21 protein-coding genes are annotated in these 23,546 nt (G+C 73.5%); 15 read left to right on the top strand and 6 right to left on the bottom strand.

What is annotated here, in order from left to right; genetic code table 11:
* Nucleotides 1–3 precede the first annotated feature (3 nt).
* The 5 genes from AAEP86_RS15470 to AAEP86_RS15450 all read left to right on the top strand — a co-directional run bounded on the left by AAEP86_RS15470 (nucleotide 4) and on the right by AAEP86_RS15450 (nucleotide 4,620).
* Complete coding sequence (locus tag AAEP86_RS15470) at nucleotides 4–450, top strand: PTS sugar transporter subunit IIA (RefSeq protein WP_420368185.1); 447 nt, start codon at nucleotides 4–6, stop codon at nucleotides 448–450.
* Nucleotides 447–725, top strand: a complete 279-nt coding sequence (locus tag AAEP86_RS15465) for a PTS sugar transporter subunit IIB (RefSeq protein ID WP_420368184.1) — start codon at nucleotides 447–449, stop codon at nucleotides 723–725. The genes AAEP86_RS15470 and AAEP86_RS15465 overlap by 4 nt, the downstream gene beginning before the upstream one ends.
* 110 nt (nucleotides 726–835) lie before the next feature.
* Nucleotides 836–1,663, top strand: coding sequence for a purine-nucleoside phosphorylase (locus AAEP86_RS15460; RefSeq protein WP_420368183.1), 828 nt, complete (start codon nucleotides 836–838; stop codon nucleotides 1,661–1,663).
* Nucleotides 1,664–1,764: 101 nt separating this feature from the next.
* Complete coding sequence (locus AAEP86_RS15455; protein ID WP_420370507.1) at nucleotides 1,765–3,408, top strand: phospho-sugar mutase; 1,644 nt, start codon at nucleotides 1,765–1,767, stop codon at nucleotides 3,406–3,408.
* A 252-nt stretch (nucleotides 3,409–3,660) separates the two neighbouring features.
* Nucleotides 3,661–4,620, top strand: a complete 960-nt coding sequence (locus AAEP86_RS15450; protein ID WP_420368182.1) for a hypothetical protein — start codon at nucleotides 3,661–3,663, stop codon at nucleotides 4,618–4,620.
* Nucleotides 4,621–4,695: 75 nt separating this feature from the next.
* Here the strand turns inward: AAEP86_RS15450 and AAEP86_RS15445 are convergent, their stop codons facing one another.
* Together AAEP86_RS15445 and AAEP86_RS15440 are read right to left on the bottom strand one after the other, a co-directional pair.
* Complete coding sequence (locus tag AAEP86_RS15445) at nucleotides 4,696–6,471, bottom strand: acetyl/propionyl/methylcrotonyl-CoA carboxylase subunit alpha (RefSeq protein WP_420368181.1); 1,776 nt, start codon at nucleotides 6,469–6,471, stop codon at nucleotides 4,696–4,698.
* A 79-nt stretch (nucleotides 6,472–6,550) separates the two neighbouring features.
* The gene (locus AAEP86_RS15440) at nucleotides 6,551–7,342 is read right to left on the bottom strand and encodes a Maf family protein (RefSeq protein WP_420368180.1); all 792 of its coding nucleotides are present in this window, start codon (nucleotides 7,340–7,342) and stop codon (nucleotides 6,551–6,553) included.
* Nucleotides 7,343–7,356: 14 nt separating this feature from the next.
* Here AAEP86_RS15440 and AAEP86_RS15435 point away from each other — a divergent pair, with 14 nt between their 5' ends.
* The 4 genes from AAEP86_RS15435 (at nucleotide 7,357) to AAEP86_RS15420 (ending at nucleotide 11,923) form a co-directional block, all read left to right on the top strand.
* The gene (locus AAEP86_RS15435) at nucleotides 7,357–8,616 is read left to right on the top strand and encodes a class I SAM-dependent RNA methyltransferase (RefSeq protein ID WP_420368179.1); all 1,260 of its coding nucleotides are present in this window, start codon (nucleotides 7,357–7,359) and stop codon (nucleotides 8,614–8,616) included.
* A 192-nt stretch (nucleotides 8,617–8,808) separates the two neighbouring features.
* Complete coding sequence (locus tag AAEP86_RS15430) at nucleotides 8,809–9,522, top strand: response regulator transcription factor (RefSeq protein ID WP_071290598.1); 714 nt, start codon at nucleotides 8,809–8,811, stop codon at nucleotides 9,520–9,522.
* 5 nt (nucleotides 9,523–9,527) lie between these two features.
* Nucleotides 9,528–10,880, top strand: a complete 1,353-nt coding sequence (locus AAEP86_RS15425) for a sensor histidine kinase (RefSeq protein WP_420368178.1) — start codon at nucleotides 9,528–9,530, stop codon at nucleotides 10,878–10,880.
* Complete coding sequence (locus AAEP86_RS15420; protein WP_420368177.1) at nucleotides 10,877–11,923, top strand: hypothetical protein; 1,047 nt, start codon at nucleotides 10,877–10,879, stop codon at nucleotides 11,921–11,923. Before AAEP86_RS15425 ends, AAEP86_RS15420 begins: the two co-directional genes overlap by 4 nt.
* A gap of 493 nt (nucleotides 11,924–12,416) precedes the next feature.
* Here the strand turns inward: AAEP86_RS15420 and AAEP86_RS15415 are convergent, their stop codons facing one another.
* Both AAEP86_RS15415 and AAEP86_RS15410 read right to left on the bottom strand, forming a co-directional pair.
* A complete protein-coding gene (locus AAEP86_RS15415; protein WP_420368176.1) occupies nucleotides 12,417–12,674 on the bottom strand; it encodes an acyl-CoA carboxylase subunit epsilon in 258 nt (85 codons plus the stop codon).
* A gap of 49 nt (nucleotides 12,675–12,723) precedes the next feature.
* The gene (locus AAEP86_RS15410; RefSeq protein WP_420368175.1) at nucleotides 12,724–14,319 is read right to left on the bottom strand and encodes an acyl-CoA carboxylase subunit beta; all 1,596 of its coding nucleotides are present in this window, start codon (nucleotides 14,317–14,319) and stop codon (nucleotides 12,724–12,726) included.
* A gap of 74 nt (nucleotides 14,320–14,393) precedes the next feature.
* Between AAEP86_RS15410 and AAEP86_RS15405 the strand changes: the two genes are divergently transcribed.
* From AAEP86_RS15405 to AAEP86_RS15395, 3 genes are all read left to right on the top strand, one after another.
* Nucleotides 14,394–15,194: a biotin--[acetyl-CoA-carboxylase] ligase gene (locus AAEP86_RS15405; protein ID WP_420368174.1), complete on the top strand. Its 801-nt coding sequence runs from the start codon at nucleotides 14,394–14,396 to the stop codon at nucleotides 15,192–15,194.
* Between the two features lie 4 nt (nucleotides 15,195–15,198).
* Entirely contained in the window at nucleotides 15,199–15,747 is a 549-nt protein-coding gene (locus AAEP86_RS15400) for a PH domain-containing protein (RefSeq protein ID WP_420368173.1), read from the top strand.
* Between the two features lie 65 nt (nucleotides 15,748–15,812).
* Nucleotides 15,813–17,120: a UDP-glucose dehydrogenase family protein gene (locus AAEP86_RS15395; RefSeq protein ID WP_420368172.1), complete on the top strand. Its 1,308-nt coding sequence runs from the start codon at nucleotides 15,813–15,815 to the stop codon at nucleotides 17,118–17,120.
* Nucleotides 17,121–17,228: 108 nt separating this feature from the next.
* Here the strand turns inward: AAEP86_RS15395 and AAEP86_RS15390 are convergent, their stop codons facing one another.
* Together AAEP86_RS15390 and AAEP86_RS15385 are read right to left on the bottom strand one after the other, a co-directional pair.
* Nucleotides 17,229–18,761: a DUF2142 domain-containing protein gene (locus AAEP86_RS15390; protein WP_420368171.1), complete on the bottom strand. Its 1,533-nt coding sequence runs from the start codon at nucleotides 18,759–18,761 to the stop codon at nucleotides 17,229–17,231.
* 123 nt (nucleotides 18,762–18,884) lie between these two features.
* On the bottom strand, nucleotides 18,885–19,373 hold the full coding sequence (locus AAEP86_RS15385; protein ID WP_420368170.1) for a GtrA family protein: 489 nt from the start codon (nucleotides 19,371–19,373) through the stop codon (nucleotides 18,885–18,887).
* 138 nt (nucleotides 19,374–19,511) lie between these two features.
* Between AAEP86_RS15385 and AAEP86_RS15380 the strand changes: the two genes are divergently transcribed.
* The 3 genes from AAEP86_RS15380 (at nucleotide 19,512) to AAEP86_RS15370 (ending at nucleotide 23,538) form a co-directional block, all read left to right on the top strand.
* Entirely contained in the window at nucleotides 19,512–20,648 is a 1,137-nt protein-coding gene (locus AAEP86_RS15380) for a 5-(carboxyamino)imidazole ribonucleotide synthase (protein ID WP_420368169.1), read from the top strand.
* Nucleotides 20,649–20,858: 210 nt separating this feature from the next.
* The gene (locus tag AAEP86_RS15375) at nucleotides 20,859–22,322 is read left to right on the top strand and encodes a glycoside hydrolase family 6 protein (RefSeq protein ID WP_420368168.1); all 1,464 of its coding nucleotides are present in this window, start codon (nucleotides 20,859–20,861) and stop codon (nucleotides 22,320–22,322) included.
* A 106-nt stretch (nucleotides 22,323–22,428) separates the two neighbouring features.
* Nucleotides 22,429–23,538 (top strand): glycosyltransferase, encoded by a 1,110-nt coding sequence (locus tag AAEP86_RS15370; protein ID WP_420368167.1) that lies wholly within the window; start codon nucleotides 22,429–22,431, stop codon nucleotides 23,536–23,538.
* The last annotated feature ends 8 nt before the right edge of the window (nucleotides 23,539–23,546 follow it).

Here is a 23,546-nt window from a genome sequence, read left to right as displayed (position 1 = left end):
CGCATGCCACTGCCGCCACTGCCGGACGCCGCCGTCGTGCTCGGGGCGAGCGCGTCCTCGTGGCGCGAGGCGCTCCGGCTGGCCGGCGGAGCCCTCGTCGCCTCCGGGGCATCGACGGAGCCGTACACCGAGGCGATGATCGACCTGGTCGACGAGCACGGCCCGTACATCGTCATCTCACCCGGGCTCGCCTTCGCGCACGCCCGACCCGGGGCGGCGGTGCTGCACGACGGGTTGTCGGTGGTGACCCTCGCGTCGCCGGTCGTCTTCGGGCACCCGCACAACGACCCGGTGCGGGTCGTCCTCGGGCTCGCGGTCGCGGGGGTCGGCACGCACCTCGAGTCGATCGGCGAGATCGCGAACCTGTTCAACGACGCCACCGTCACCGGACGCCTCGCAGCCGCCACGACTGCGGACGAGGTCCGCGCGATCATGGGGGTGTCGTCGTGAAGATCGTGACGATCTGCGGTGCCGGCATCGGGGCGAGCGCGATCCTCAAGGTCAACGCCGAGAAGGCCCTCGCCACCCTCGGTCTGACCGCGTCGGTCGTCGCCGCCGACGTGGCGTCGGTGCGGTCGGTGTCCGACGACGCGAACGTGATCCTCACCAGCCAGGAGTTCGTCGAGGCCATCGGCGACACCTACGCCGAGGTCATCGTCATCCGCAACCACTTCGACCAGGGCGAGATCACCGCGGCGGTGGACCGGGCACTCGGCGAGCACTGAGCGGCCCCGCTCCTGGCACGTGTCGCCCTGTCGGGACGCGCCGCTGCCGGCGAGTGTCGCCCTGCCGGGACGCGCTGCTGCCGGCGCGCGTCGCCCTCTAGCATTGGGGCATGAGCACCGAGAACCCGCTGAACGACCCCGCCGTCGACCCGTTCGAGATCGCCCGCGACGCCGCCGCCGTCATCGCCGAGAAGTCCGGGATCGAGCGGCACGACATCGCCCTCACCCTCGGTTCCGGCTGGGGCAAGGCAGCGGACCTCGTCGGCGAGACCGTGTCCGAGATCCCCGCGTCCGAGGTCCCCGGCTTCAGCGCCTCGGCCGTGCCCGGTCACTCCGGCACCGTCCGGTCGATCCGCCTCGCAGACGGCCGTCACGCGCTCGTCATCGGCGCCCGCACCCACTACTACGAGGGCCACGGCGTCCGCCGGGTCGTGCACAGCGTCCGCACCGCCGCGGCGGCCGGCGCCTCGATCATGGTGCTCACCAACGGTGCCGGCGGCATCAAGGAGACGTGGACCCCGGGGACCCCGGTCCTCATCAGCGACCACATCAACCTCACCGCGGACAGCCCGCTCGAGGGTGCGACCTTCATCGACCTCACCGACCTGTACTCGACCCGCCTGCGCGAGGTCGCGAAGTCGATCGACCCGTCGCTCGACGAGGGCGTCTACACGCAGTTCCGCGGCCCGCACTACGAGACCCCGGCCGAGGTGCAGATGGCGAAGACCATCGGCGGCCACATCGTCGGAATGTCCACCGCGCTCGAGGCCATCGCCGCGCGGCAGGCCGGTATGGAGGTCCTCGGGTTCTCGCTCATCACGAACCTCGCCGCGGGCATCCAGAAGACCCCGCTGTCGCACGCCGAGGTGCTCGAAGCGGGTCGTTCCGCCGAGCCGGTGATCGCCGACCTGCTCGCCCGCGTGGTGGCGGCGCTGTGACCCGGCACGAGGGCGCGTCCGACGGGGCCATCGCGGACGGCGACCTGAGCGAGGGCGCCGAGGCCGTCGAGGTCGGCGGGCCGGTCGACGATCTCCAGCCGGTGCTCGCCGCCGCCCGCTCCTGGTCCGAGCAGGACCCGGACGACGAGACGCGGGCCGAGCTGGACGCGCTCGTCGCATCCGCCTCCTCGGGCGACACCGACGCGTCGGCCGCGCTCCGCGAGCGCTTCGCCGGCCGGCTGGCCTTCGGCACCGCCGGACTCCGTGCCGAGCTCGGCGCCGGCCCGCTCCGGATGAACCGCGTCGTGGTCACCCAGGCCGCCGCCGGGCTCGCCCGCTTCCTCATCGACACCGGGCGGCAGCGCAGCGTGGTCGTCGGGTACGACGGTCGCGTCAACTCCGACGTCTTCGCCCGCGACTCCGCCGAGGTCATGCGCGGCCTCGGCCTCGAGGTCACCCTGCTGCCGTCGGCGCTCCCCACACCCGTGCTCGCCTTCGCGGTGCGGCACCTGGGCGTCGGTGCGGGCGTGATGGTGACGGCGAGCCACAACCCGCCCCGGGACAACGGCTACAAGGTCTACCTCGGCGGGGACGACGACGGATCCCAGATCGTCCCGCCGGTCGACGGGGAGATCGCCGCGGCGATCGACGGGGTCGCCGCAGGCGACGTCCGCGACCTCGTCCGGGCGACCGACTACTCGGTGGCGGGCGATGCCCTGGTGCAGGCGTACGTCGACGCGACGGCCGCGACGGTGCCGGCCCCGCGCCTCCAGTCCGGTGCCCAGCCGAAGGTCGCCTACACGGCGATGCACGGGGTCGGGTGGGAGACCGCCCGCGCGGTGTTCGCCGCGGCGGGCTTCGCCGAGCCCGTCGTCGTGCCGGAGCAGATCGAGCCGGACGGTGCGTTCCCGACCGTGTCGTTCCCGAACCCCGAGGAACCCGGCGCGATGGACCTGGCCATCGCGCGGGGCGTCGCCGTCGGCGCCGACCTCGTCATCGCCAACGACCCCGATGCCGACCGGCTGGCGCTCGCGATCCCGGACGGCGACGGCTCCTTCCGTCGGCTGTCCGGCAACGAGGTCGGCTGGTTGCTCGGCTGGCGTGCCGCTGCTCGGGCCTCGGACGCCGGGGTCACCGGGACGCTCGCGGCGTCCATCGTGTCGTCGCCGGCGCTCGCACGGGTCGCCGCCCGGTACGGCCTGCAGTACCGGGACACCCTCACCGGCTTCAAGTGGGTGTCACGGGTGCCCGGGCTGGTCTTCGGGTACGAGGAGGCGCTCGGCTACCTGGTCGACCCGGAGGTCGTCCGCGATAAGGACGGCATCTCGGCGGCGCTCGAGCTGCTGTCCCTGGCCGACGAGCTCGCGGCGTCGGGGTCGACGATCGCCGACCACCTCGAGGCGTTCGCCGCCGAGTTCGGTGCGTTCGCCTCGGGCCAGGTCGCGACCCGCGTCGACGACCTGTCCCGCATCGGCGCGATCATGTCCGCCCTGCGGTCCTCGCCGCCGAGCGCACTCGGTGGCGTCGAGGTCACGACGACGACGGACTACCTCGACGGCGTCGAGGGCTTCCCGCCGTCGGACATCCTGCGCTACGACCTCACCGGCGATGCACGGGTGATCGTCCGGCCGAGCGGCACCGAGCCGAAGGTGAAGGTGTACATCGACACCGTGGCGGCGACCCCGGCCGAGGCACAGCGCCTCGTCGACACCCTCGCCGACGCGGTCCGCCCCCTCGTGTCGTAGCGCCGGCGGGCCCGCGGGCCCGCGCGCCCGCTGCCCGCCGCCCGCTGGCGCATCGTCCACTGGATCGCACCCCGACGCGGACGTTGCACCCCGAAGCACCGGGGTGCAACGTCCGCCGCGGGGTGCGATCGCGTCCGGGGACTGTCCCGAACCACGGCCTCCGATCACGACCACGCCAGGTGCCGCCGAGCACTCGTCCACAGATGTCGGGATCCTGCCCCGAGCCGGCCGGCGGCGCATGATGCTCAGCACATGGCCCTGGAACCCCTCAGCACCGTCGGGTTGTCCGACGACCCCGCTCTCGCAGCTTCGATCCGGCGCCGAGCGCACGCGGGCGACACGGTCCGTCTCCATCGGGGGCTCTACGTCGACGGAGCGGAGTGGGCGTCGGCGGCCGAGCACGACCGGCACCGGTTGCTGGTGACGTCCATCGTGCCGCGCCTGGTCGACGGGCCCGTGGTTTCCCATCGGTCGGCGGTCGCGCTGCACCGACTGCCGTGGATCGGCGCGTTCGGTGATCGGGCGGTCGTGACCGATCCCAGGCGGGATCGTGGGCAGGCGAAGCGCAGCGTCGAACGGATCGGGAGCGCAGGACGTCGACCGCGGGCGGTGGTCATCGACGGGCTGGTGGTGACCGACTTGGTCGGGACAGCAGTGGACATCGCATTGCGAGAGCACCCGTGGCGCGCGATCGTCGTCCTCGACGCCGTCCTACGTCGGGGTGTGGACAGTGCGGCGCTCGTCGACGAACTGGACCGGCGGCGGTCCAGACGCCTCTGTGCAGCTCGCGGCCTCATCGAGAACGCGACAGGCGCTGCAGAGTCGCCGGGCGAGAGCATCACGCGTTGGGGTGCGCACGTACTCGGAACGCCGACACCAGTGGCGCAGCAGGCCTTCCGTCATGACGGGGTGTTCGTGGATCGCGTCGACCTCTGGTTCCCGGAGCAGGGTGTCGTCGTCGAGTTCGACGGTCGGGCGAAGTACGTCGATCCGGCGCTCCGGAACGGGCGGACTGCGGAGGACGTGCTGTTCGACGAGAAGCGCCGGGAGGACCGACTCCGACGCCGCTCCGACGTCCACGGTCTCGTGAGGGTGACTTGGGCCGACGCGATGCCCGGCGGCCAGGTCCCTCGACTCTTGGGCGAGGCCGGGATCCCGCTCGGCCGCAGTTGGGCGACGGCGTGGCGAGCCGCAGCGCTCCGCACCCTGTGACGAACGTCGCACCCCGCTGCGGCGGGGTGCGACGTTCGTAGAGGGGTGCGAAGCCCGTGAGCGGGCCGCGGCGCGCTACGCGAGCTCGAGCAGCACGTGGCCGGACGAGATCGTCTGGCCGACGGGGGCGTTCAGCGCGGTCACGACGCCGTCGCGCGGCGCCTGCACGGGCTGCTCCATCTTCATGGCCTCGAGGACGACGAGCAGGTCGCCCTTCACCACGGTGTCACCCTCGGCGACCGCGGTCTTCACCACGGTGGCCTGCATCGGCGACGTCACCGAGCCGGACGAGGCGAGGCCGCCACGGACGCCCGATGCCCGGCGCTTCGGGGGAGCGGACGGGCCGGTCCGACGCCCGACGGCGACGGCAGCGCCTCCGCCGACGATCGAGGGCATGGTGACCTCGATGCGCTTGCCCTGCACCTCGACGACGACGGTGTCGCGGTCGGCCGGCGCGGGCAGGTCCTCGGGGGAGCCGCTCCAGGCGGGGATGTCGTTCTGGAAGTCGGTCTCGATCCACTGCGTGTACACCGAGAACGGCTCGTCGTCGGGCGTCGCGAACGCCGGGTCCGACACGACGGCACGGTGGAACGGGAGCACGGTCGGCAGGCCGGTGACCTCGAACTCGGCGAGGGCACGGCGCGAGCGCTCCAGGGCCTCTTCACGGGTGGCGCCGGTGACGATCAGCTTCGCGAGCATCGAGTCGAACGAGCCGGAGACGACGTCGCCGGAGACGACGCCGGAGTCGACGCGGACACCGGGGCCGGACGGCGCGTTGAACGCGTGCACGGGGCCGGGCGCGGGGAAGAAGTTGCGGCCGGCGTCCTCGCCGTTGATGCGGAACTCGAAGGAGTGGCCGCGGGGTGCCGGGTCCGAGTAGTCGAGCGTGCCGCCCTCGGCGATGCGGAACTGCTCGCGGACGAGGTCGATGCCGGTGACCTCCTCCGAGACGCAGTGCTCGACCTGCAGGCGGGTGTTCACCTCGAGGAACGAGACGGTGCCGTCCGCGCCGATGAGGAACTCGCACGTGCCTGCTCCGACGTAGCCGACCTCGCGGAGGATGGCCTTCGACGACTCGTACAGTCGCTCGGTCTGGGCGTCGGTCAGGTACGGCGCGGGCGCCTCTTCCACGAGCTTCTGGTGGCGACGCTGCAGCGAGCAGTCGCGCGTCGACACGACGACGACGTTTCCGTGCTCGTCGGCCAGGCACTGGGTCTCGACGTGGCGGGGCTTGTCGAGGTACTTCTCCACGAAGCACTCGCCGCGACCGAATGCGGCGATCGCCTCGCGCGTGGCCGACTCGAACTGCGAGGCGATCTCGTCGCGCGTCCGTGCGACCTTCAGACCCCGCCCGCCACCACCGAACGCTGCCTTGATGGCGACCGGCAGGCCGACCTCGTCCGCGAACGCGATGACCTCCGAAGCGTCCGAGACGGGCTCGATCGTCCCGGGCGCGAGCGGCGCGCCGACCTTCTCGGCGACGTGCCGCGCGGAGACCTTGTCGCCGAGGCGCTCGATCGACTCCGGCGAGGGACCGATCCAGGTGAGCCCGGCGTCGATGACGGCGCGCGCGAAGTCGGCGTTCTCGGCGAGGAACCCGTAGCCCGGGTGCACGGCGTCGGCGCCGGACCGTCGGGCCACCGAGATGATCTTGTCGATGACGAGGTAGGTGTCGGCGCTCGTGGTGCCGTTCAGCGCGTAGGCCTCGTCGGCGAGACGTGCGTGGAGGGCGTCACGGTCCTGGTCGGCGTAGACCGCGACCGATGCCTTGCCTGCGTCGCGGGCCGCGCGGATGATGCGGACGGCGATCTCGCCGCGGTTCGCGATGAGGACCTTGCTGATACGGGGCATGAGACATCAGCGTATTCGTGCGACCGGTGTGGGAATTGACTGGCACCCACAAAGAACCGGTCCGATCAGGTGTGGATGTCTACAGTGCCCAGAGGTCGTGCCACGCGATGCCGAAGCCGCGCAGGAGCATCGAGCGGAGCACGGGCAGCGACAGGCCGACCACGGCAGAGGGCGCCCCGTCGATGCGCGTGATGTACGCGGCGGCACGTCCGTCGATCGTGAAGGCCCCGGCGACCTCGAGCGGCTCACCGGTCGCGACGTACGCGTCGATCTCGTCGGCCGACACGTCGTCGGCGAAGGTGAGGACGGCGCTGTCGACCGCGACGACGCGGTCGCCGGAGCCGACGAGCCCCGACCCGCCGGGCGCGACGTCGCCGAAGGACCCGGCCGCGCCCAGCGGCCCGCCGCCCGACGCGTCCACGGTCCGGACGGGAGGCACGGTGTCGACCCGACCCGTGCCTCCAGGCCGGGTGCGGGTCGCGTCCACCGCACGTCGCCGGTCGACCACGCAGTGCCCGCTCCAGAGGGTGCCGCCGCCGGCGGCGAGCATCTGCCGCCACCGCTCGCGCGCGACCTCCGGGTCGTGCGGCTTGCCGTACAGGACGCCGTCGACCTCGAACGCGGAGTCCCCGCCGAACACGAAGCCGTCGACTGGCTCGCCCGCGACCGGGCCGTCCGCGACGGCCGACGCCTTCGCGACGGCGAGCAGGGCGACGAGCTCCGGGCCGGTCAGGTCACGACCGAGGGCGGCGGCGGCCGACACGACCGCGGCGTCCTCGTCGACCCCGGGCGCGACGAGGACCGGCTCGATCCCCGTCTGGGCGAGGAGCGCGCGGCGGGCGGGGGAGGTACTCGCGAGGTACAGACGCATGGGAACATCGAACCATGGGTGAATCCGTCGGAACGCTGCTCGAACTCGACGTCACCGGGATCGCCCACGGCGGCATCTCGGTGGCACGGCACGAGGGGCGCGTGGTGTTCGTGTCGGACGCGATCCCCGGCGAGCGGGTCGTCGCCCGGGTGACCGAGGACCGGAAGAAGTCGTTCTGGCGTGCCGACACGGTCAGCGTCGTGACGCCGAGCGAGCACCGGGTCGACCACGTCTGGCCCGAGGCCGCGCTCGAGCGGGACCCGGAGGCGCGCCCGGGCGGTGCCGAGTTCGGTCACATCGCCCTCGCCCACCAGCGCACGCTGAAGCACGACGTCCTCGTCGACTCGTTCGCACGTTTCGCACGGACGGACCTCACCGACGTGCTCGGCCACGACGTCGTCGTCGAGGCCGCACCCGGCGACGACGAGGCGAACGGCACCGGCTGGCGCACCCGTGTCCGGCTGCACGTGGACGAGGACGGCACCGCCGGCCCCTTCGCGGCCCGCTCCCACACCGTGGTGCCGGTCGCGTCCCTGCCGCTCGCCAGCACCGTCGTGCAGGACAGCGCGCCCCTCGGCCGCGGCGCGATGCCCGGAGCGTCCGTCGTCGACGTGCTCGCACCGAGCGGCTCCGAGGGCGCACGCCTGGTGATCGACGAGCAGAAGCCCACCGTCGTCATCGAGGTGGTGGGTGCGCGCACGTTCCAGGTCGACGACACCGGCTTCTGGCAGGTACACCGTGCAGCCCCGGGCGTCCTCACCGCCGCCGTGCAGGACCTCGTCGACCGCGAGCGGCTCGACCCGGACGGGCAGCACCTCGACCTCTACGGCGGTGTCGGCCTGCTCGCCGCAGCGCTCGGCGACCTGGTCGGTCCGAAGGCGCGGCTCACGAGCGTGGAGAGCGCGCCCCGCGCCACCGAGCACGCGCAGGAGAACCTGGCCGAGTGGATCGGCGCCCGCGCCGAGACCGGTCGGGTCGACCGGTGGCTGCAGCGGACCGTCGCCGCGCTCACGGCGTCGGAGCGGCAGCGGTACCGCGCCGGCACGGTCGTGCTCGACCCGCCCCGCTCCGGCGCAGGCCGCGAGGCGGTCGTCCAGATCGCCGCGCTCCAGCCGGCGCAGGTCGTCTACGTCGCGTGCGACCCGGTCGCGCTGGCCCGCGACGTCGCGACGTTCGCCGACCTCGGGTACCGCCTGGAGGCACTGCGCGCCTTCGACCTCTTCCCGCACACCCACCACCTGGAGGCCGTGGCGCGCCTGGTGCCGGTCGCCTGACGTCCGCCCCGGCGGTCGTCGGGCGCGGGGCGCGCGCCTGGTCACCCCGCCGCGCCGGTCGCGTCGTGCGACGGCGTTCCCCGTGTCGTGGTCGTCGCACGCTGCTGCCTGAGTCCGACCTGGGTATCCTTGGGTCGGAGATGGCTCCCCGGTTTCAGGGGCCGGGGGTGCGCATCGACCAGAGAGGCCACCGTGGCAACAGACACGACCACCACCGGGACGACCGGACTGGCGACCAAGCCCGTCCGCGTCGCCATCGTCGACGACCACGAGTCCGTGCGGCTCGGCATCCAGGCTGCGTGCCAGAACGAGGGGTTCGAGGTGGTCCTCACCGCCGCGAGCGTGCCCGAGTACATCGAGCACCTCGACGGGCGTGAGGTCGACGTCGTCGTCCTCGACCTGTCGCTCGGCGACGGCTCGACCGTGACCGCGAACGTGAAGGGTGTGCAGGGCACCGGGTCCGCGGTGCTGGTGCACTCGATCGCCGACCGGGTCGCCAACGTGCGCGAGGCGCTCGCCGCCGGAGCGGCGGGCGTGATCCCGAAGTCGTCGGCGACGAAGACCGTCATGGCAGCCGTCGCGACCGTCGCACGCGGCGACGTGCTCAACAACCTCGAGTGGGCGAGCGCGATCGACGCCGACCGGGACTTCGCGAAGGCCCAGCTCGGACGACGGGAACGCGAGATCCTGCACCTCTACGCCTCCGGGCTGCCGCTCAAGCTCGCCGCCCAGCAGTTGGGCATCGGCTACTCGACGGCTCGGGAGTACCTCGACCGCATCCGGGTGAAGTACGTCGAGGTCGGCCGACCCGCACCGACGAAGGTCGACCTCCTCCGCCGCGCGGTCGAGGACGGCATCCTGCCGGGGCTCGACTCCGGCATCGACCCCGACGGCGACGGTCGCTGACCACCATGGCTGCGGCTGACGCGGCACCGGCACCCGGCTCGGCCCGGGCCGGCGGAGCCCCGCGCGCCGGGGTCGGGTCGCGGTCGACGGAGCGGACCCCACGGGTCGACCCCGACCGCGTCCCGTCCTCGCCGGTGCCGTCGGGGCAGGCGCCGTTCGGGGCGGACCCGTCGCGCAGCGTCCGGGCGACCATCACCCAGGCGTCGGTCGAGCGGGCGTTCACGATCCTCATCGCCCTCGCGGCGCTGGGGTTCGGTGCGACGACCGTCCCCGCGGTGCTCGATCAGCTGCCGTACCTCCACCCGGTGTGGGGGCCGGTCGTCGTCTGCGGTCTGGCCGCGTCCTTCCTGTTCGTCGGGGTCTCGGTGTTCGTCCCGCGGGTCGCCCAGATCGCGCAGATCACCTGCGCGGTGCTGTTCCTCGTCGCGCTCGTGACGTGGCCGTCGACCGTGCAGGACGCGATCCCGTCGAACCAGGTGCCGTGGCCGTGGTGGCTCTGCACCGTCGGGTCGACGGCAGCCGCCATGGGGTTCGCGCCGTGGCGGGCGACCGTGTACACCGCGTTGGTGCCGGCCGTCTACGTCGTCATCCGCCTGAGCCCCGTCGGCGGCGACGCCGGCCTCCGCGCCCTCCTCGACGGCGTGTACACCGCGATCCTCAGCGGCGCCGTCCTCGTGATCGCGGTCGTGCTGCGCCGGGCCGCGACGGCGGTGGACGCGGCGCAGGCGACCGCGGTCCGCCGCTACTCGCACGCCATCCGTGAGCACGCGACCGAGGTCGAGCGCGTGCAGGTCGACGCGATCGTGCACGACAGCGTCCTCACGACGCTGCTGTCCGCGGCGCGCGCCGAGACCCGCGACGCCGAGACGCTCGCAGCCCGCATGGCGCGGAACGCCATCGACCACCTCGACGCCGCGGCGACCGACGACACGGCCGGTGCGCCACCGGTCTCGCTGGACGACCTCCGTGCGCGGATCACCGACGCGGTCGGCGCCCTGGCCGCGCCGGTCCGCGTGTCGGGCGCATCCGTGGGCGGCGCACGCGTCCCCGCCACCGTCGCCGACGCCCTCGCCTCCGCCGCGCTCCAGGCGGCCGTGAACAGCGTCCAGCACGCCGGCGGGTCGGACGTCGCGCGCTGGGTCGACCTCCGGCCGCACGGTGCCGGTGTGCAGATCGAGGTCGGGGACGACGGCGCCGGCTTCGACGTCGCGGCGATCCCGGCCGAACGCCTCGGTGTGCGCAGGTCCATCGTCGAGCGGGTCCTCGCGGTCGGCGGGCACGCCGAGATCGTCACCACGCCGGGCTCGGGCACGCGTGTCCGGCTCGACTGGGAGCCCGGGGCGGAGGCCGCCCGATGAGGGTCTCGATCCCCGCCGGCGTCGCCATCGGCCTGGCCGCCCTGTTCTCCGTGTACCACCTGCTCCTCGCGGCCACCACGTTGAACCGCGTCCTCGACGCCGGTCCGGTGCTCGCGTGCATGGTCCTGTACGCCGCCGCCACCGGCGTCGCGCTGTTCGTGCCCGGTCGCGCGCTCCCGGTCTGGGCGGCGTGCTTCTCGCTCGCCACCGCCGTCGTGCTGCCGATCGTCGCCGCCCCCGTGGTCGACCTCCGATCCGGCCCCTCGTACACGACGTGGTGGATCGCCGCGGTGGGGACGCTGATGGTGGTCCTCGTCGTCCGTGGCCGGGCACCGTTCGCGTGGATCGGCGTCGGCTTCCTCACCGTCCACACCGTGGCGTGGGCGGGGCTCGGCGCGCTCGGGTCCCTCGGGGTGCTCGGGAGCGTCGCGTGGGTCGCGATCGCCACGGGGTTCGCCGCGGCGATGAGCCGTGCCACCCGGGTCACCCGCGACTTCGTCCGTGCGGAGCAGGAGACGGCGGACTGGCAGGCGGCACAGGACGCCCACGTCTTCGAACGCCAGTTCCGCCTCAGCCAGACGACCCGGATGGCGCTGCCGATGCTGCAGCGGATCATCGACACCGGGGGAGACCTCGACGCGGACGAACGCGCCGAGTGCCTGCACCTCGAGCAGGCCATCCGTGACGAGATCCGCGGCCGGTCGCTGCTGTCGGAGGACGTCCGGCACGAGGTGATGCGCCTGCGTCGCCGAGGTGCCACGGTGCAGCTGCACGACGACGGCGGCCTCGACGACCTCGAGATCGACGACCTGCGTCGGGTGCACGCGCGGATCGCGGACGCGCTGCGGCAGGCACGCGACGCGGACAACGTCATCGTCCGCACCGTGGCCGAGGGCTCCGACTCGGCGGTCACCGTCGTCGGGCTCCGGCTCGACCTCGCGGCGAGCGAGTCCGCGGCGCTGGGGGCCGGTGACGACGAGGACGGCGACGAGGACGACTCGGTGGTCGTCTGGCTCGAGATCCCGCGGCACGTCCCGGCCTGAGCCGCGCGGGTCCACCGCGGACCGACACGGCCGGTGGCGCATCCACGTCGGACGGACGCCTCGATGACGGACCGGCGTCTCGACTGCGAACGTCCCCGGAACGGGGGAACGGGCCGGTCGGATACCGACCGGCCCGTTCACGACCCGAGTCTGAGCGACAACCCGAATATCGCCCTGACTCGCAGCTGGCGATGGCTTCGTACCCTAGTCGGCCACCGCCTGCGATGTTCTTCATTGAAGGACACCGAACACCAACTACTATGCCGGGCCGCGCGGGGTCTGTCAGTCGACATTATGGGGGACAAATCGTGCGTTTCCGGACCCCGTGACCAGATGATGTCCCCCATCCGAGGGGAGACCGACCGGGAAGTGCACCACGCAACCTGCGGGGCGTCTCCCTTCCCTGGGGTACATGCTCGCCCGTTCCCCGGGCGGTGCGCAAGGGGCCGCCGCCCTCGACGCGCCGGTGCGCGCAAGGTGGACGGAGCGCAGGTCAGCGGAGCGAACGACCCCAGGCGCCGGGCCCGTGGTCGAGCGGCCGCCGGAGTCCGCGCGCGGAGGCGTCCCAGCCGGCACGCGGCGAGGTGGTGAGCTCGGGACGCCCCGCGGCGACGGCCTCGTCGGCCTGCCGCTGCAGCACGGCGACGACGGCCGCGAGCTCTTCGGGCGTGGGCTGCCCGGAGACGACGCGGACGTCCGCGCCGACCGAGACGGGTTCCTCGGCCGGGACCGCAGCGGCGTGGCGACCCATCAGCGGATCCCCTCGACGGTGCGGACCGCGTCGACGATGACAGCGCGGGTCACAGTGGGATGTTCCCGTGCTTCTTGGGCGGCAGTGCGGCACGCTTGCCGCGCAGGGCCCGGAGCGCCTTGATCACCGACACGCGCGTGGCGTGCGGCTGGATGATCCCGTCGAGCTCCCCGCGCTCCGCCGCGAGGTACGGCGACGCCACGTTGTACGTGTACTCGTTCGCGAGCTTGGCGCGCACCGCGGCCACGTCCTCGCCGGACTCCTCGGCACGCTTGATCTCGGCGCGGTACAGGATGTTGACCGCGCCCTGGCCGCCCATGACCGCGATCTCGGCGGTCGGCCACGCGAGGTTGATGTCCGCGCCGAGCTGCTTCGACCCCATGACGATGTAGGCACCGCCGTAGGCCTTGCGCGTGATCACGGTCACGAGCGGCACCGTCGCCTCGGCGTAGGCGTAGAGGAGCTTCGCGCCACGGCGGATGACCCCGGTCCACTCCTGGTCGGTGCCCGGCAGGTAGCCGGGGACGTCGACGAGGGTCAGGATCGGGATGCCGAACGCGTCGCAGAAGCGCACGAACCGGGCCGCCTTCTCGCCGGCGTCGATGTTCAGCGTGCCGGCCATCGCCTGCGGCTGGTTCGCGATGATGCCGACGGTGCGGCCCTCGACGCGGCCGAAGCCGATGAGGATGTTCGGCGCGAACAGCGGCTGGACCTCGAGGAACTCACCGTCGTCGACGAGGTGCTCGATGATCGCGGTCACGTCGTAGGGCTGGTTCGCCGAGTCCGGGATCACGACGTCGAGCTCGCGGTCGGCGTCGGTCGTCTCGAGCTCCGGCGCGACGTCGTAGGCGGGGGCGTCCGACAGGTTGTTGTCGGGCAGGAAGCCGATCAGCGACCGCGCGTAGTCGAGGGCGTCGGTCTCGTCCTCGGCGAGGTAGTGCGCCACGCCCGAGACGGCGTTGTGCGTCTGGGCACCGCCGAGCTCCTCGAAACCGACGTCCTCGCCGGTGACGGTCTTGATGACGTCCGGGCCGGTGACGAACATGTGGCTCGTCTTGTCGACCATGATCACGAAGTCGGTGAGGGCGGGGGAGTACACCGCACCGCCGGCCGCAGGCCCCATCACGATCGACAGCTGCGGGATGACCCCGGACGCCTGCGTGTTGAGACGGAAGATCTCGCCGTACTTGCCGAGCGCGACGACGCCTTCCTGGATGCGCGCGCCGCCGGAGTCGAGGATGCCGATGATCGGGACGCCGGTCTTGATGGCGTGCTGCATCACCTTGACGATCTTCTCGCCGGCGACCTCGCCGAGGGAGCCGCCGAAGACGGTGAAGTCCTGGGCGTAGACGGCGACGTTGCGGCCGTGGATGGTGCCGACGCCGGTGACGACCGCGTCGCCGTAGGGCCGCTTCGCCTCCATGCCGAAGGCGTGGGTGCGGTGGCGGACGAACTCGTCGAACTCCACGAAGGAGTTCTCGTCGAGCAACTGCTCGATCCGTTCGCGCGCCGTGCCCTTGCCCTTGGCGTGCTGCTTGGCGATGGCGGCCTCGCCCGCGGCGGTCACTGCTTCGTGGTACCGCTCGCGGAGGTCGGCGAGCCGGCCGGCCGTCGTCGAGAGATCGGGGGTGTCTCCTGAAGTCACCCGCTCACCCTACCGGCGGCGGCGACGCGGCCGGTTGGAGGACGCCCACGGTTCCTGGCCGTACATTTGCGTGCATGTCCACACCCGCGCCGCCGACCTTCCCGACCAGCCGAGCGGCGGTCGACGCGGCCGGCGCGGTGTTCGCCGCACCGGCGACGACGGGGTCGACGAACGCGGACCTCCTCGCCGTGGCATCCGAGCAGCCCCACGGCAGCGTGCTCGTCACCCTCGACCAGACAGCGGGGCGTGGTCGGCTCGACCGGTCCTGGTCGGCACCGGCCGGGGAGACACTCGCCGCCAGCGTCCTCGTCCGGGCCGACCTCGACGACCGCGACCGTGGCTGGCTCCCGCTCGTCGCCGGTGCGGCGATGCGCGACGCGGTCGCCGCGCTCCTGCCGACCGGCTCCGAGGTCGCGGTGAAGTGGCCGAACGACGTGCAGATCGGTGGCCGCAAGGTGTGCGGCATCCTCTGCCAGGTCGCCGCCGACGGCAGCATCGTGGTCGGCGCGGGCGTGAACCTCACGATCCCGGCGGACCGACTGCCGACGCCGACCGCGACGTCGCTGGCCGTCGAGGGTGCGTCGGGGGCAGCCGACGACCTCGCCGACCGGGTCCTGGTCGCCTTCCACCGGGCGGTCCTGGAGGCCGTGGTCGCCCTGGCCGCCGGCGGTCCGGCCGCCGGGTCGGTCCGGTCCCACGTCCGGTCGGCCTGCGGCACGATCGGCCAGCAGGTCCGGATCGAGCTGCCGGACGGCACGCACGTCGAGGCCGAGGCCACCGGCATCGACGACGAGGGTCGCATCACGATCCGGGATCGAGCGGGCGTCTCCAGGGGCGTCGCAGTGGGGGACCTCACCCACCTGCGGTATGCATGACGGCATGACCGACGAGCCGCCGCCCGAACGCGTCGTCGCGCGCCTCCGGCCGCACGCGCGTCGGCTCGTGCGGCCCGCGGTCTTCGTGGTGCTCGTGGCACTCGCGGGTGGCTTCGGCTTCGGCGTGTTCCGCGCCGAGCTCGCCTGGCTGAACGCGGTCGTCGCGGGACTGGTCCTGCTCCTGCTCGTGCTCGGCGGTGCGGTGCCCCTCTTCCGCTGGATGTCCGAGCGGTACGTCGTCACGACGCGTCGGTTGGTCGTCGTGCACGGCCTCGGCACCCGGACGCGGCGCGAACTCCTGCACTCGCGGGGCTACGACGTGACCGTGCGGCGCCGCGGCCTGCAGGGGGTGTTCCGCTCCGGCGACGTCCTCGTGTTCCCGGGGGACGAGCCGGCCCTGGTCATGGCCGACGTCCCGCACGCCGACCTCGTCGTCGCGGTGCTCCACGACATGGTCGAGGCGCACGAGGCCCGACGACGGCACCGCGAGCCGGACTGGGACGAGCTCGTCGGCGGTCCGGAACGACCGCGGTGGGGTGACGTCCGGCCCTGAGCCCGTGCCACGCCGTCCCCGGTGCACCCGGTGGACGTCCACGCAGAACCCGGTAGCGTCTTCCCGTGCGAATCTCTGTCATCGGCTGCGGGTACCTCGGTGCCGTGCACGCCGCCTCCATGGCCAAGCTCGGACACGACGTCGTCGCCGTCGACGTGGACCCGGTGAAGATCGAGCGGCTCGCCGCGGGCGACGCCCCGTTCTTCGAGCCCGGACTCCCCGAGATCCTCGCCGAGGCGCTCGCCTCCGGCCGCATCCGCTTCACCACCGACATGGCCGAGGTCGCCGGGTCGCGCGTGCACTTCCTCGCGGTCGGCACCCCGCAGGGCCCCACCGGCGCCGCGGACCTGACGTACGTCGACGCCGCGGTCGCCGCGCTCACCCCGCACCTCTCCGCCGGCGAGTTCGTCGTCGGCAAGTCGACCGTCCCGGTCGGCACCGCGGCACGGCTCGCGGCCGAGGTCGACGCCGCCGTGCCGGGGGCGACGCTCGTCTGGAACCCCGAGTTCCTCCGCGAGGGCTTCGCGGTGCAGGACACGATCTCGCCGGACCGCTTCGTCTACGGCGTGCCCGACGGCGAGGCCGGTCAGCGCGCGGTCGAGGTCCTCGACGAGGTCTACGCCGAGGCGCTCGCCAGCGGGACCCCGCGGCTCGTCGTGAACCTGCCGACGGCCGAGCTCGTCAAGATCAGCGCCAACGCGTTCCTCGCCACGAAGATCTCCTTCATCAACTCGATGGCCGAGATCGCCGAGGTCGCCGGTGCCGACGTGACGGCGCTCGCCGACGCCATCGGGCACGACGCCCGGATCGGCCGGAAGTTCCTCAACGCCGGGCTCGGGTTCGGCGGCGGCTGCCTGCCGAAGGACATCCGCGCGTTCCAGGCGCGTGCGGACGAGCTCGGTGTGGGGGAGTCGCTCGCGTTCCTCGCGGACGTCGACGCCACGAACCTCCGCCGTCGGGCACACGTCGTGGACCTCGCGCAGGAGCTCCTCGGCGGTGCCGTCGCCGGCAAGCGGGTCGCGGTGCTCGGCCTCGCGTTCAAGCCGAACTCGGACGACGTGCGCGACTCGCCTGCCCTCGACATCGCGGCGCGACTGCACGAGCTCGGTGCCGTGGTCGCCGCCTACGACCCCGAGGCCGTCGTCACGGCGCGACGCATCCACCCGGAGCTCGAGTACGTCGAGCACGCGACGGACGCGCTCCGCGACGCCGAACTCGTGCTCGTCCTCACCGAGTGGGACGAGTTCCGCACGTTCGACGCCACCACCGCCGCGACGCTGGTGTCCACCCCGGTCGTCGTCGACGGTCGCAACTGCCTCGACCGCGACGCGTGGACCGCTGCCGGGTTCACCTACCGGGGCATGGGGCGCTGACCCCGCCCGTCCAACCGACCGCGCACACGAGGGCCGCATCCGCGGACGCGCCGCGCACACGAGGGCCGCGTCCACGGACGCGGCCCTCGTCGCGTCCCCGGGTCCCGCTCAGACGCGAGCCGAGCGTTGCACGCGATCCGCGCCTCCCGGACCGGTCGCCCGGGCCACCTGCACGACCGCGACCGCGACCCCCACGGCGACCAGGACGGCGACGACGACCACGAGCGGGAACGGCACCGGCCCGAGCGCCCCGTACCGGACCACGCCGTCCGCGGTGAGCGGGGCGCGCGCCGCGTTCCAGAACCAGCTCGACACCACCGCGAGTCCGTAGACGCCGACGGCCGGCGCGACCACGGCGAGGGTGGTCGCGAGCCCGCGGCGCCCCCGGTCCGTCGCGGGGATGCGGCGCCACGCGAACGCGCTGAGCACGACCAGGGCGAGCAGCGCCGGGAACAGGTACCGGCCCTGCGTACCGGCGACCTGCGTCGTCGCGAGGTAGGCGCGGGCGCTGCTGGCCGTCTGCAGCACGAGGAGCAGGGCCGGGAAGAGGGCGAGGCACCAGGCCGTGGCCCGGGTGTCGGGGCCGGACCGCGGCCGTCGGAACGCGAGGAGCAGCACCACGACGACGGCGACGACCGTCAGCACGGCGGTGAGCAGGTCGCCGATGCTGACCTGGGCGCGCTGTCCGGGGCTGCCCCAGAACGTGCGGGCGATCGTGCCCCAGCTGACGTCGACGAAGTGCAGCAGCGACGGGTGTTCCCCCGGCGGGAAGTCGGCCGGCGGGCGGATCGCCGCGTAGCCGTCGGGTTGGAGCCGGTGGTACGTCACGAGGTTGTGCAGCCACCACCAGGAGCCGAGCACCGCGACGGTGCCGAGCACGACCACGGCGCGGACGAGGCGCCGGGCGAGGGGGAGGACCCCGGCCCCGGCGACGACCGTGACGAGTCCGACGAACGGGACGGCCGGCAGCCCGGTGCCCTTCGTCCAGACCAGCGCGGCGGTGACGACCCCGAGGGCGACGAGCGTCCGCGTGCGCAGGTCCCCGGTGAGGAGCCGGACGGCGAGCCACACGACCGCCCCGCCGAGCAGCAGGACCGGGGCGTCGTTCGTCACGGAGGCACCGATCGAGGCGAGCTGGGGCGTGGCGAACAGGGCGAGCGGCGCGAGGAGCGCGGCCCGTGGTGAGCGGGTGGCGCGGCGGACGGTGGCCCACGCCAGGAGGGCGAGCGGCGTGACGAGCGCTGCGTCGAGGAGCCGGAGCGCGAGCAGGGCGTGGTCCCAGCGGAGCGACCCGTAGTGCACCGCGCGCAGCACCAGGGCGTCCAGCACGTAGGCGGTCGGTGGGTGCTGCGTCATCTGGTCCACGGTCGCCGAGTCGCCCGGGTGCGCCGCGAGGAGCTCGCCCGTCGTCGACCACGTCGCCGACCCGGCCGACGGGTCGGTGGCGCCGGCGGCCTGCTCCTGTTGTGCGGCCACCACCGCGTTCGAGACGTGCAGCGCACCGGGCGCCGGCCAGCCGCTCCCCGTCGCCACGTGCACGGCGGCGTCGAAGTGCGCGGGCTCGTCCGGCGCCTGGAACGCGGGGACGACGAGCGCCCAGAGCACGAGCCACAGACCGAACACCGCGGTCAGGACGGCCACACCCACGCCTTCGCGCCGACCGACGACGGGGTGAGGGACGTGGTGCATCGGTCGGGCTCCCCGGGTCGGCGGTGCGGTGGCGCCGCTCCACCGCGGCCCGTCGATGCTACTGGGCCGTGGCCGCTACGAGCCCGGCACCTCGCTGGTGGCCGGTTCGCGGGGAGCGGCGGCCGGCTCGGCCCCGGCGCTGCGCTCGGGGTGGTAGACCCACACCTTGTACAGCCAGAACCGGAACGCCGTGCCGAGGAGCAGGCCGATCACGTTGCCCGAGACGTTGTCCGCGAGGGCCGAGGTGAACCCGAGCAGGTAGTGCGACACGGCCAGGCAGCCGAGCGAGATGACCATGCCGCCGAGCGAGACGATGACGAACTCGACGCCCTCGCGTGTGGCGACCGCGCGACGCTGGTCACGGAAGGTCCAGTACCGGTTGCCCATCCAGTTCACGAAGATCGCGACGACCGTCGAGACGACCTTCGCCCAGAACGGGCCGGAGTGGATCTCGTCGGGGTTGAGGACCGTCGCGCGGAGGAGGTTGAAGATCGCGGTGTCGACGACGAAGCCGACGGCTCCGACCACGCCGAAGCGGGCCAGTTGGGCTATCAGTCGCCGCACGGGATCTCCAGGGTCCGTAGAGTTGTCGGTGGTCGTGCACCGCACGCATCGAGCGGTCGCGTGAAGGTGCGACCCGAACAGCGATTGTAGACAAGGCGCTCTCACCGCACGGTGGGAACGACGGAAGGAACACACAGCATGGCGTTGCGCGTCGGGGTCGTCGGTGGAGGACAGCTGGCCCGGATGATGGTGCCCGCCGCGGTCGAGCTCGGTCTCGACATCCGCGTGCTCGCCGAGGGTCCCGGCATGTCCGCCGCGATCGCTGCGACGGCCGAGGGCGACTACCGCGACGTCGACACCGTGCTGGCCTTCGCCCGCGAGGTCGACGTCGTCACGTTCGACCACGAGCACGTGCCGCAGGACGTCCTCCGGGCGCTCGTCGAGGCCGGGGTCGCCGTCCGACCCGGGCCCGAGGCGCTCGCCGTCGCGCAGGACAAGATCACGATGCGGACCCGCCTGTCCGAGCTCGGCTTCCCCGTGCCGGACTGGGCCGCCGTGCAGGACCCGGACGAGCTCCGCACCTTCCTCGACGACCACGGCGGCCGCGCGGTCGTGAAGACCGCCCGCGGCGGCTACGACGGCAAGGGCGTCCGGGTCGTGACCGACCCGTCCGACGTCACCGACTGGTTCACCGCCGTCGCCGAGGCCGGCGGCGGCCAGGCGCTCCTCGTCGAGGAACTCGTGCCCTTCACCCGGGAGCTCGCGCAGTCCGTCGCGCGCCGGCCCTCGGGCGAGGTCGTCGCGTGGCCGCTCGTCGAGACCGTGCAGCGGGACGGGGTCTGCGCCGAGGTGTTCGCGCCCGCGCCCGACAGCGCCGGCCGGCTCGCCGACGCGGCGGAGGACCTCGCGGTCCGGGTCGCGACCGAGCTCGGCGTCACCGGCGTGCTCGCGGTGGAGCTGTTCCAGACCGACGACGAGCGGATCCTCGTCAACGAGCTCGCCATGCGCCCGCACAACACGGGGCACTGGACGATCGACGGGGCCACCACGAGCCAGTTCGAGCAGCACCTGCGCGCCGTGCTCGACCTGCCCCTCGGGGCGACGGGCACGCACGGACCGGCGGCCGTCATGGTGAACGTGCTCGGCGGCCCGGCGGACGGCGACCTCGCAGCCCGGTACCCCGCTGCGCTCGCGGCCTTCCCGGAGGCCAAGTACCACTTCTACGGCAAGGCCCCGCGGCCGGGTCGCAAGATCGGGCACGTGACCGTCGTCGGCGACGACCTCGACGACGTGACCTACCGGGCACGGTCCGCCGCGGCGCACTTCGACGACTGAGGTCGCGGTCCCGACGCGGTCGGTGACGGCCGGGAGGCGCGGGGCGGCGCCGCCACGCGCCTCCCGGCCGCACCGGCTCGTCGGCAGAAGGGCGGACACCCGGTCGGGTGGCACCCGATCTGGCGTGTGTACGGCGCGCGGAGCGCATGGTCCCCTGGAGGGGTCCCTGCCGCGTCGGGCAGGGGGACACCGGCCCCAGGGGAGCACCACATGCGCCGCGCACCGCGCCGCACCACGACCACCGTCGCCGTCGGCGCCGCCGCCGCGCTCGTCGCGCTCGCCGTCGGTGCACTCGCACCCGTGACCGCGTCGGCGGCGACCACGGCGACCGCCATGCGCGCGGCCTCGTCCGCGGCGCTCTACGGCGCCGGTCCGTACCGATCGGACACGAGCGAGGCGGCGAGGCAGGCGACCGCGCTCGCGTCGAGCGACCCGGCCGGTGCGGCAGCCGCGTCGACGATCGCCCGGTACCCGGTCGCGACCTGGCTCGGGGACTGGACCCAGGGGACGACCCTCACCAGGACGATCGACGCGGCGGTCGCCGGGGCCGAGCGCGCCGGCACCACCCCCGTGTTCGTGACCTACGCGATCCCGCAGCGCGACTGCGGCGGGTACTCCGCCGGCGGGTTCGACGAGCGGACGTACGACGCCTGGGTCGACCAGATCGTCGCGCGGCTCGCCGGCCACCGGGCTGCCGTGGTCGTGGAGCCGGACTCGTTGGCGATGCTCAGCAACACCGCCTGCAGCGACTCGCTCGACCAGCAGCGGTACCGGATCCTCTCCCGCGAGGTCGCAGCGTTCACCGCGGCCGGTGTCGCGGCGTACCTGGACGCGGGCAACTCGAACTGGGTGCAACCGGCACTGATGGCGTCGCGCCTGAACAGCGCCGGGGTGCAGCAGGCCCGTGGGTTCTTCACCAACGTGGCGAACTACTACCCGACGGCCCAGGAGCAGGTGTACGCCGAGAAGGTGTCGGCTGCGACGGGCGGTTCGCACTACGTCATCGACACCTCGCGGAACGGGCAGGGCTGGCGCGGGACCTGGTGCAACGGCCCCGGCTCGGGGCTCGGCACCACGCCACGCGTGGTCTCGGACGGCACCCGCCTGGACGCGCTGCTGTGGGTGAAGACCCCCGGTGCGAGCGACGGCACCTGCAACGGCGGTCCGGCGGCCGGCAAGTGGTGGTCGGCGTTCGCGCAGGCGTTGGTCGCGAACGCGCGGCTCGGGACGGCACCCACGGCGGCGACGACGCCGAAGCCGTCGGCCTCGACCTCGCCCCGGCCTTCCGCGACGCCGACGGCGAAGTCGACGGCGAAGGCCACCACGAAGCCGAAGCCGAAGCCGAAGCCGCCGGCGGTGGCACCGACGGTGCACTTCGAGTCCGTCGCCTCGGGCGCGGTGCGCCGGGTCACCGTCCGCGGCTGGGCGTTCGACCGCGACGACCTCACGAAGCCCGTCTCGGTCCGGGTGACGGTCGGCGCCGCGAGCGTCGGGACCGCCGTCGCGTCGGGACTCCGTCCGGACGTCGACCGGGTGTACCACGTCGGTCGGAACCACGGTCTCGCCGCGACCGTCGCGGTGCCGAGCGGCCGCCGCAGCGTCTGCCTGACCGCGGTCGGGATCGGCGCGGGCGGGAACGCGTCCATGGGCTGCCGGACGGTCTCCGTCCGCTGAGGCCGCTGCGGGCGTGTCCGCTGAGGCCGCCCCCGGGTGCGTGTGCGCTGCCACCGCTCCCGGTGCGTGTCCGCTGCCACCGCTCCCGGTGCGGGAGGATGGCAGCATGCCCCGTCACCTCCTCCGCCGAGCAGCAGGGCGGCTCCGCCGCGTCGTGACCGGCACCCCGGCAGCCCTCCCGGAGCCGGCCCCGCTGCCGGTGCTCGGGTACGTCGTCGCGGGTGCCGACGGCGCCCACCCCGCTTCCGCACACGTCCGGGTGGTCCGGCGGACCGAGCACCTCGGCCGGACCGGCGGCGCGGTGGTCCGGCAGGTCGACCCCGCGGCGTTCGTCGACGGCCGCGACGAGACCGACTACGCCGCCCTCCTCGTGCAGCGCGACGTCCTGCCGCGCGACCTCGTCGCCCCGTTCCTCGCCGCCGCACGGGCCCGCGGCATCCGCGTCGCGGCCGAGGTCGACGACGACTTCTTCACCGCGTCCGGCCGGGACCGACTGGCCCGCGCCGAGTACGACCCCGACCGACTCGCCTCGATCGACGCCCTCGTGCGCGGAGCCGACCTCGTGGTGGTGAGCACCGAGGAACTCGCCGGGGTCGTCCGCCCGGTCGCCCGCCGGGTCGTCGTGGTCCCGAACGCCCTCGACCCGACGATCTGGACGCCCGGCGCGACGGCGACGGACGACGACCGGCCCGCCGACGAGCACCGCGTCCTCTACATGGGCACGCTCACGCACGGCGCGGACCTCGCGCTCCTCCGCGACGTCTTCACGGACCTCACCGACGCGGACGGGGTGCCGATCCGGCTCGAGGTCATCGGCGTCACCGACGACGCGGACGGGTCCGACTGGTACCGCCGGCTCGAGGTGCCGGACGGCCACTACCCGGCCTTCGCCCGCTGGCTCGTCGACCACCGGCAGCGGTGGCGAGCCGGTGTGGCCCCGCTCCGCGACGAGGAGTTCAACCGGGCGAAGAGCGACCTGAAGGCCGTCGAGTACACCGCGCTCGGGCTCCCGGCGGTCGTGTCGGACCGACCGTCCTACCGGGCGGCGCGCGAGCACGGCGTCATCGCGGTGCCGGACGACACGGCCGCGTGGCGGGACGCGGTGCGCGCCGCCGTGGCGTCGGGAGCCGCGGACCCGGACGCGGCGGAGTGGGTGCGCACGGAGCGCGTCATCGGGCTCGACGGGGACACCTGGCGCTCCGTCCTGCTCGGATAGGCTCGTCG

This window comes from Curtobacterium sp. L1-20 (assembly GCF_048755855.1).
In the GTDB taxonomy this organism is placed as follows: domain Bacteria; phylum Actinomycetota; class Actinomycetes; order Actinomycetales; family Microbacteriaceae; genus Curtobacterium.
Note: the sequence above shows the minus strand (reverse complement) of the source record. Positions and strands in the feature narration are given on the sequence as shown.

What these genes read in the sequence shown, in the direction of transcription:
- AAEP86_RS15470 (WP_420368185.1), top strand. Translation starts at nt 4, where the DNA reads ATGCCACTGCCGCCACTGCCGGACGCCGCCGTCGTGCTCGGGGCGAGC.
- AAEP86_RS15460 (WP_420368183.1), top strand. Translation starts at nt 836, where the DNA reads ATGAGCACCGAGAACCCGCTGAACGACCCCGCCGTCGACCCGTTCGAG.
- AAEP86_RS15450 (WP_420368182.1), top strand. Translation starts at nt 3,661, where the DNA reads ATGGCCCTGGAACCCCTCAGCACCGTCGGGTTGTCCGACGACCCCGCT.
- AAEP86_RS15445 (WP_420368181.1), bottom strand. Translation starts at nt 6,471, where the DNA reads ATGCCCCGTATCAGCAAGGTCCTCATCGCGAACCGCGGCGAGATCGCC.
- AAEP86_RS15440 (WP_420368180.1), bottom strand. Translation starts at nt 7,342, where the DNA reads ATGCGTCTGTACCTCGCGAGTACCTCCCCCGCCCGCCGCGCGCTCCTC.
- AAEP86_RS15435 (WP_420368179.1), top strand. Translation starts at nt 7,357, where the DNA reads ATGGGTGAATCCGTCGGAACGCTGCTCGAACTCGACGTCACCGGGATC.
- AAEP86_RS15425 (WP_420368178.1), top strand. Translation starts at nt 9,528, where the DNA reads ATGGCTGCGGCTGACGCGGCACCGGCACCCGGCTCGGCCCGGGCCGGC.
- AAEP86_RS15420 (WP_420368177.1), top strand. Translation starts at nt 10,877, where the DNA reads ATGAGGGTCTCGATCCCCGCCGGCGTCGCCATCGGCCTGGCCGCCCTG.
- AAEP86_RS15415 (WP_420368176.1), bottom strand. Translation starts at nt 12,674, where the DNA reads ATGGGTCGCCACGCCGCTGCGGTCCCGGCCGAGGAACCCGTCTCGGTC.
- AAEP86_RS15405 (WP_420368174.1), top strand. Translation starts at nt 14,394, where the DNA reads ATGTCCACACCCGCGCCGCCGACCTTCCCGACCAGCCGAGCGGCGGTC.
- AAEP86_RS15400 (WP_420368173.1), top strand. Translation starts at nt 15,199, where the DNA reads ATGACCGACGAGCCGCCGCCCGAACGCGTCGTCGCGCGCCTCCGGCCG.
- AAEP86_RS15380 (WP_420368169.1), top strand. Translation starts at nt 19,512, where the DNA reads ATGGCGTTGCGCGTCGGGGTCGTCGGTGGAGGACAGCTGGCCCGGATG.
- AAEP86_RS15375 (WP_420368168.1), top strand. Translation starts at nt 20,859, where the DNA reads ATGCGCCGCGCACCGCGCCGCACCACGACCACCGTCGCCGTCGGCGCC.
- AAEP86_RS15370 (WP_420368167.1), top strand. Translation starts at nt 22,429, where the DNA reads ATGCCCCGTCACCTCCTCCGCCGAGCAGCAGGGCGGCTCCGCCGCGTC.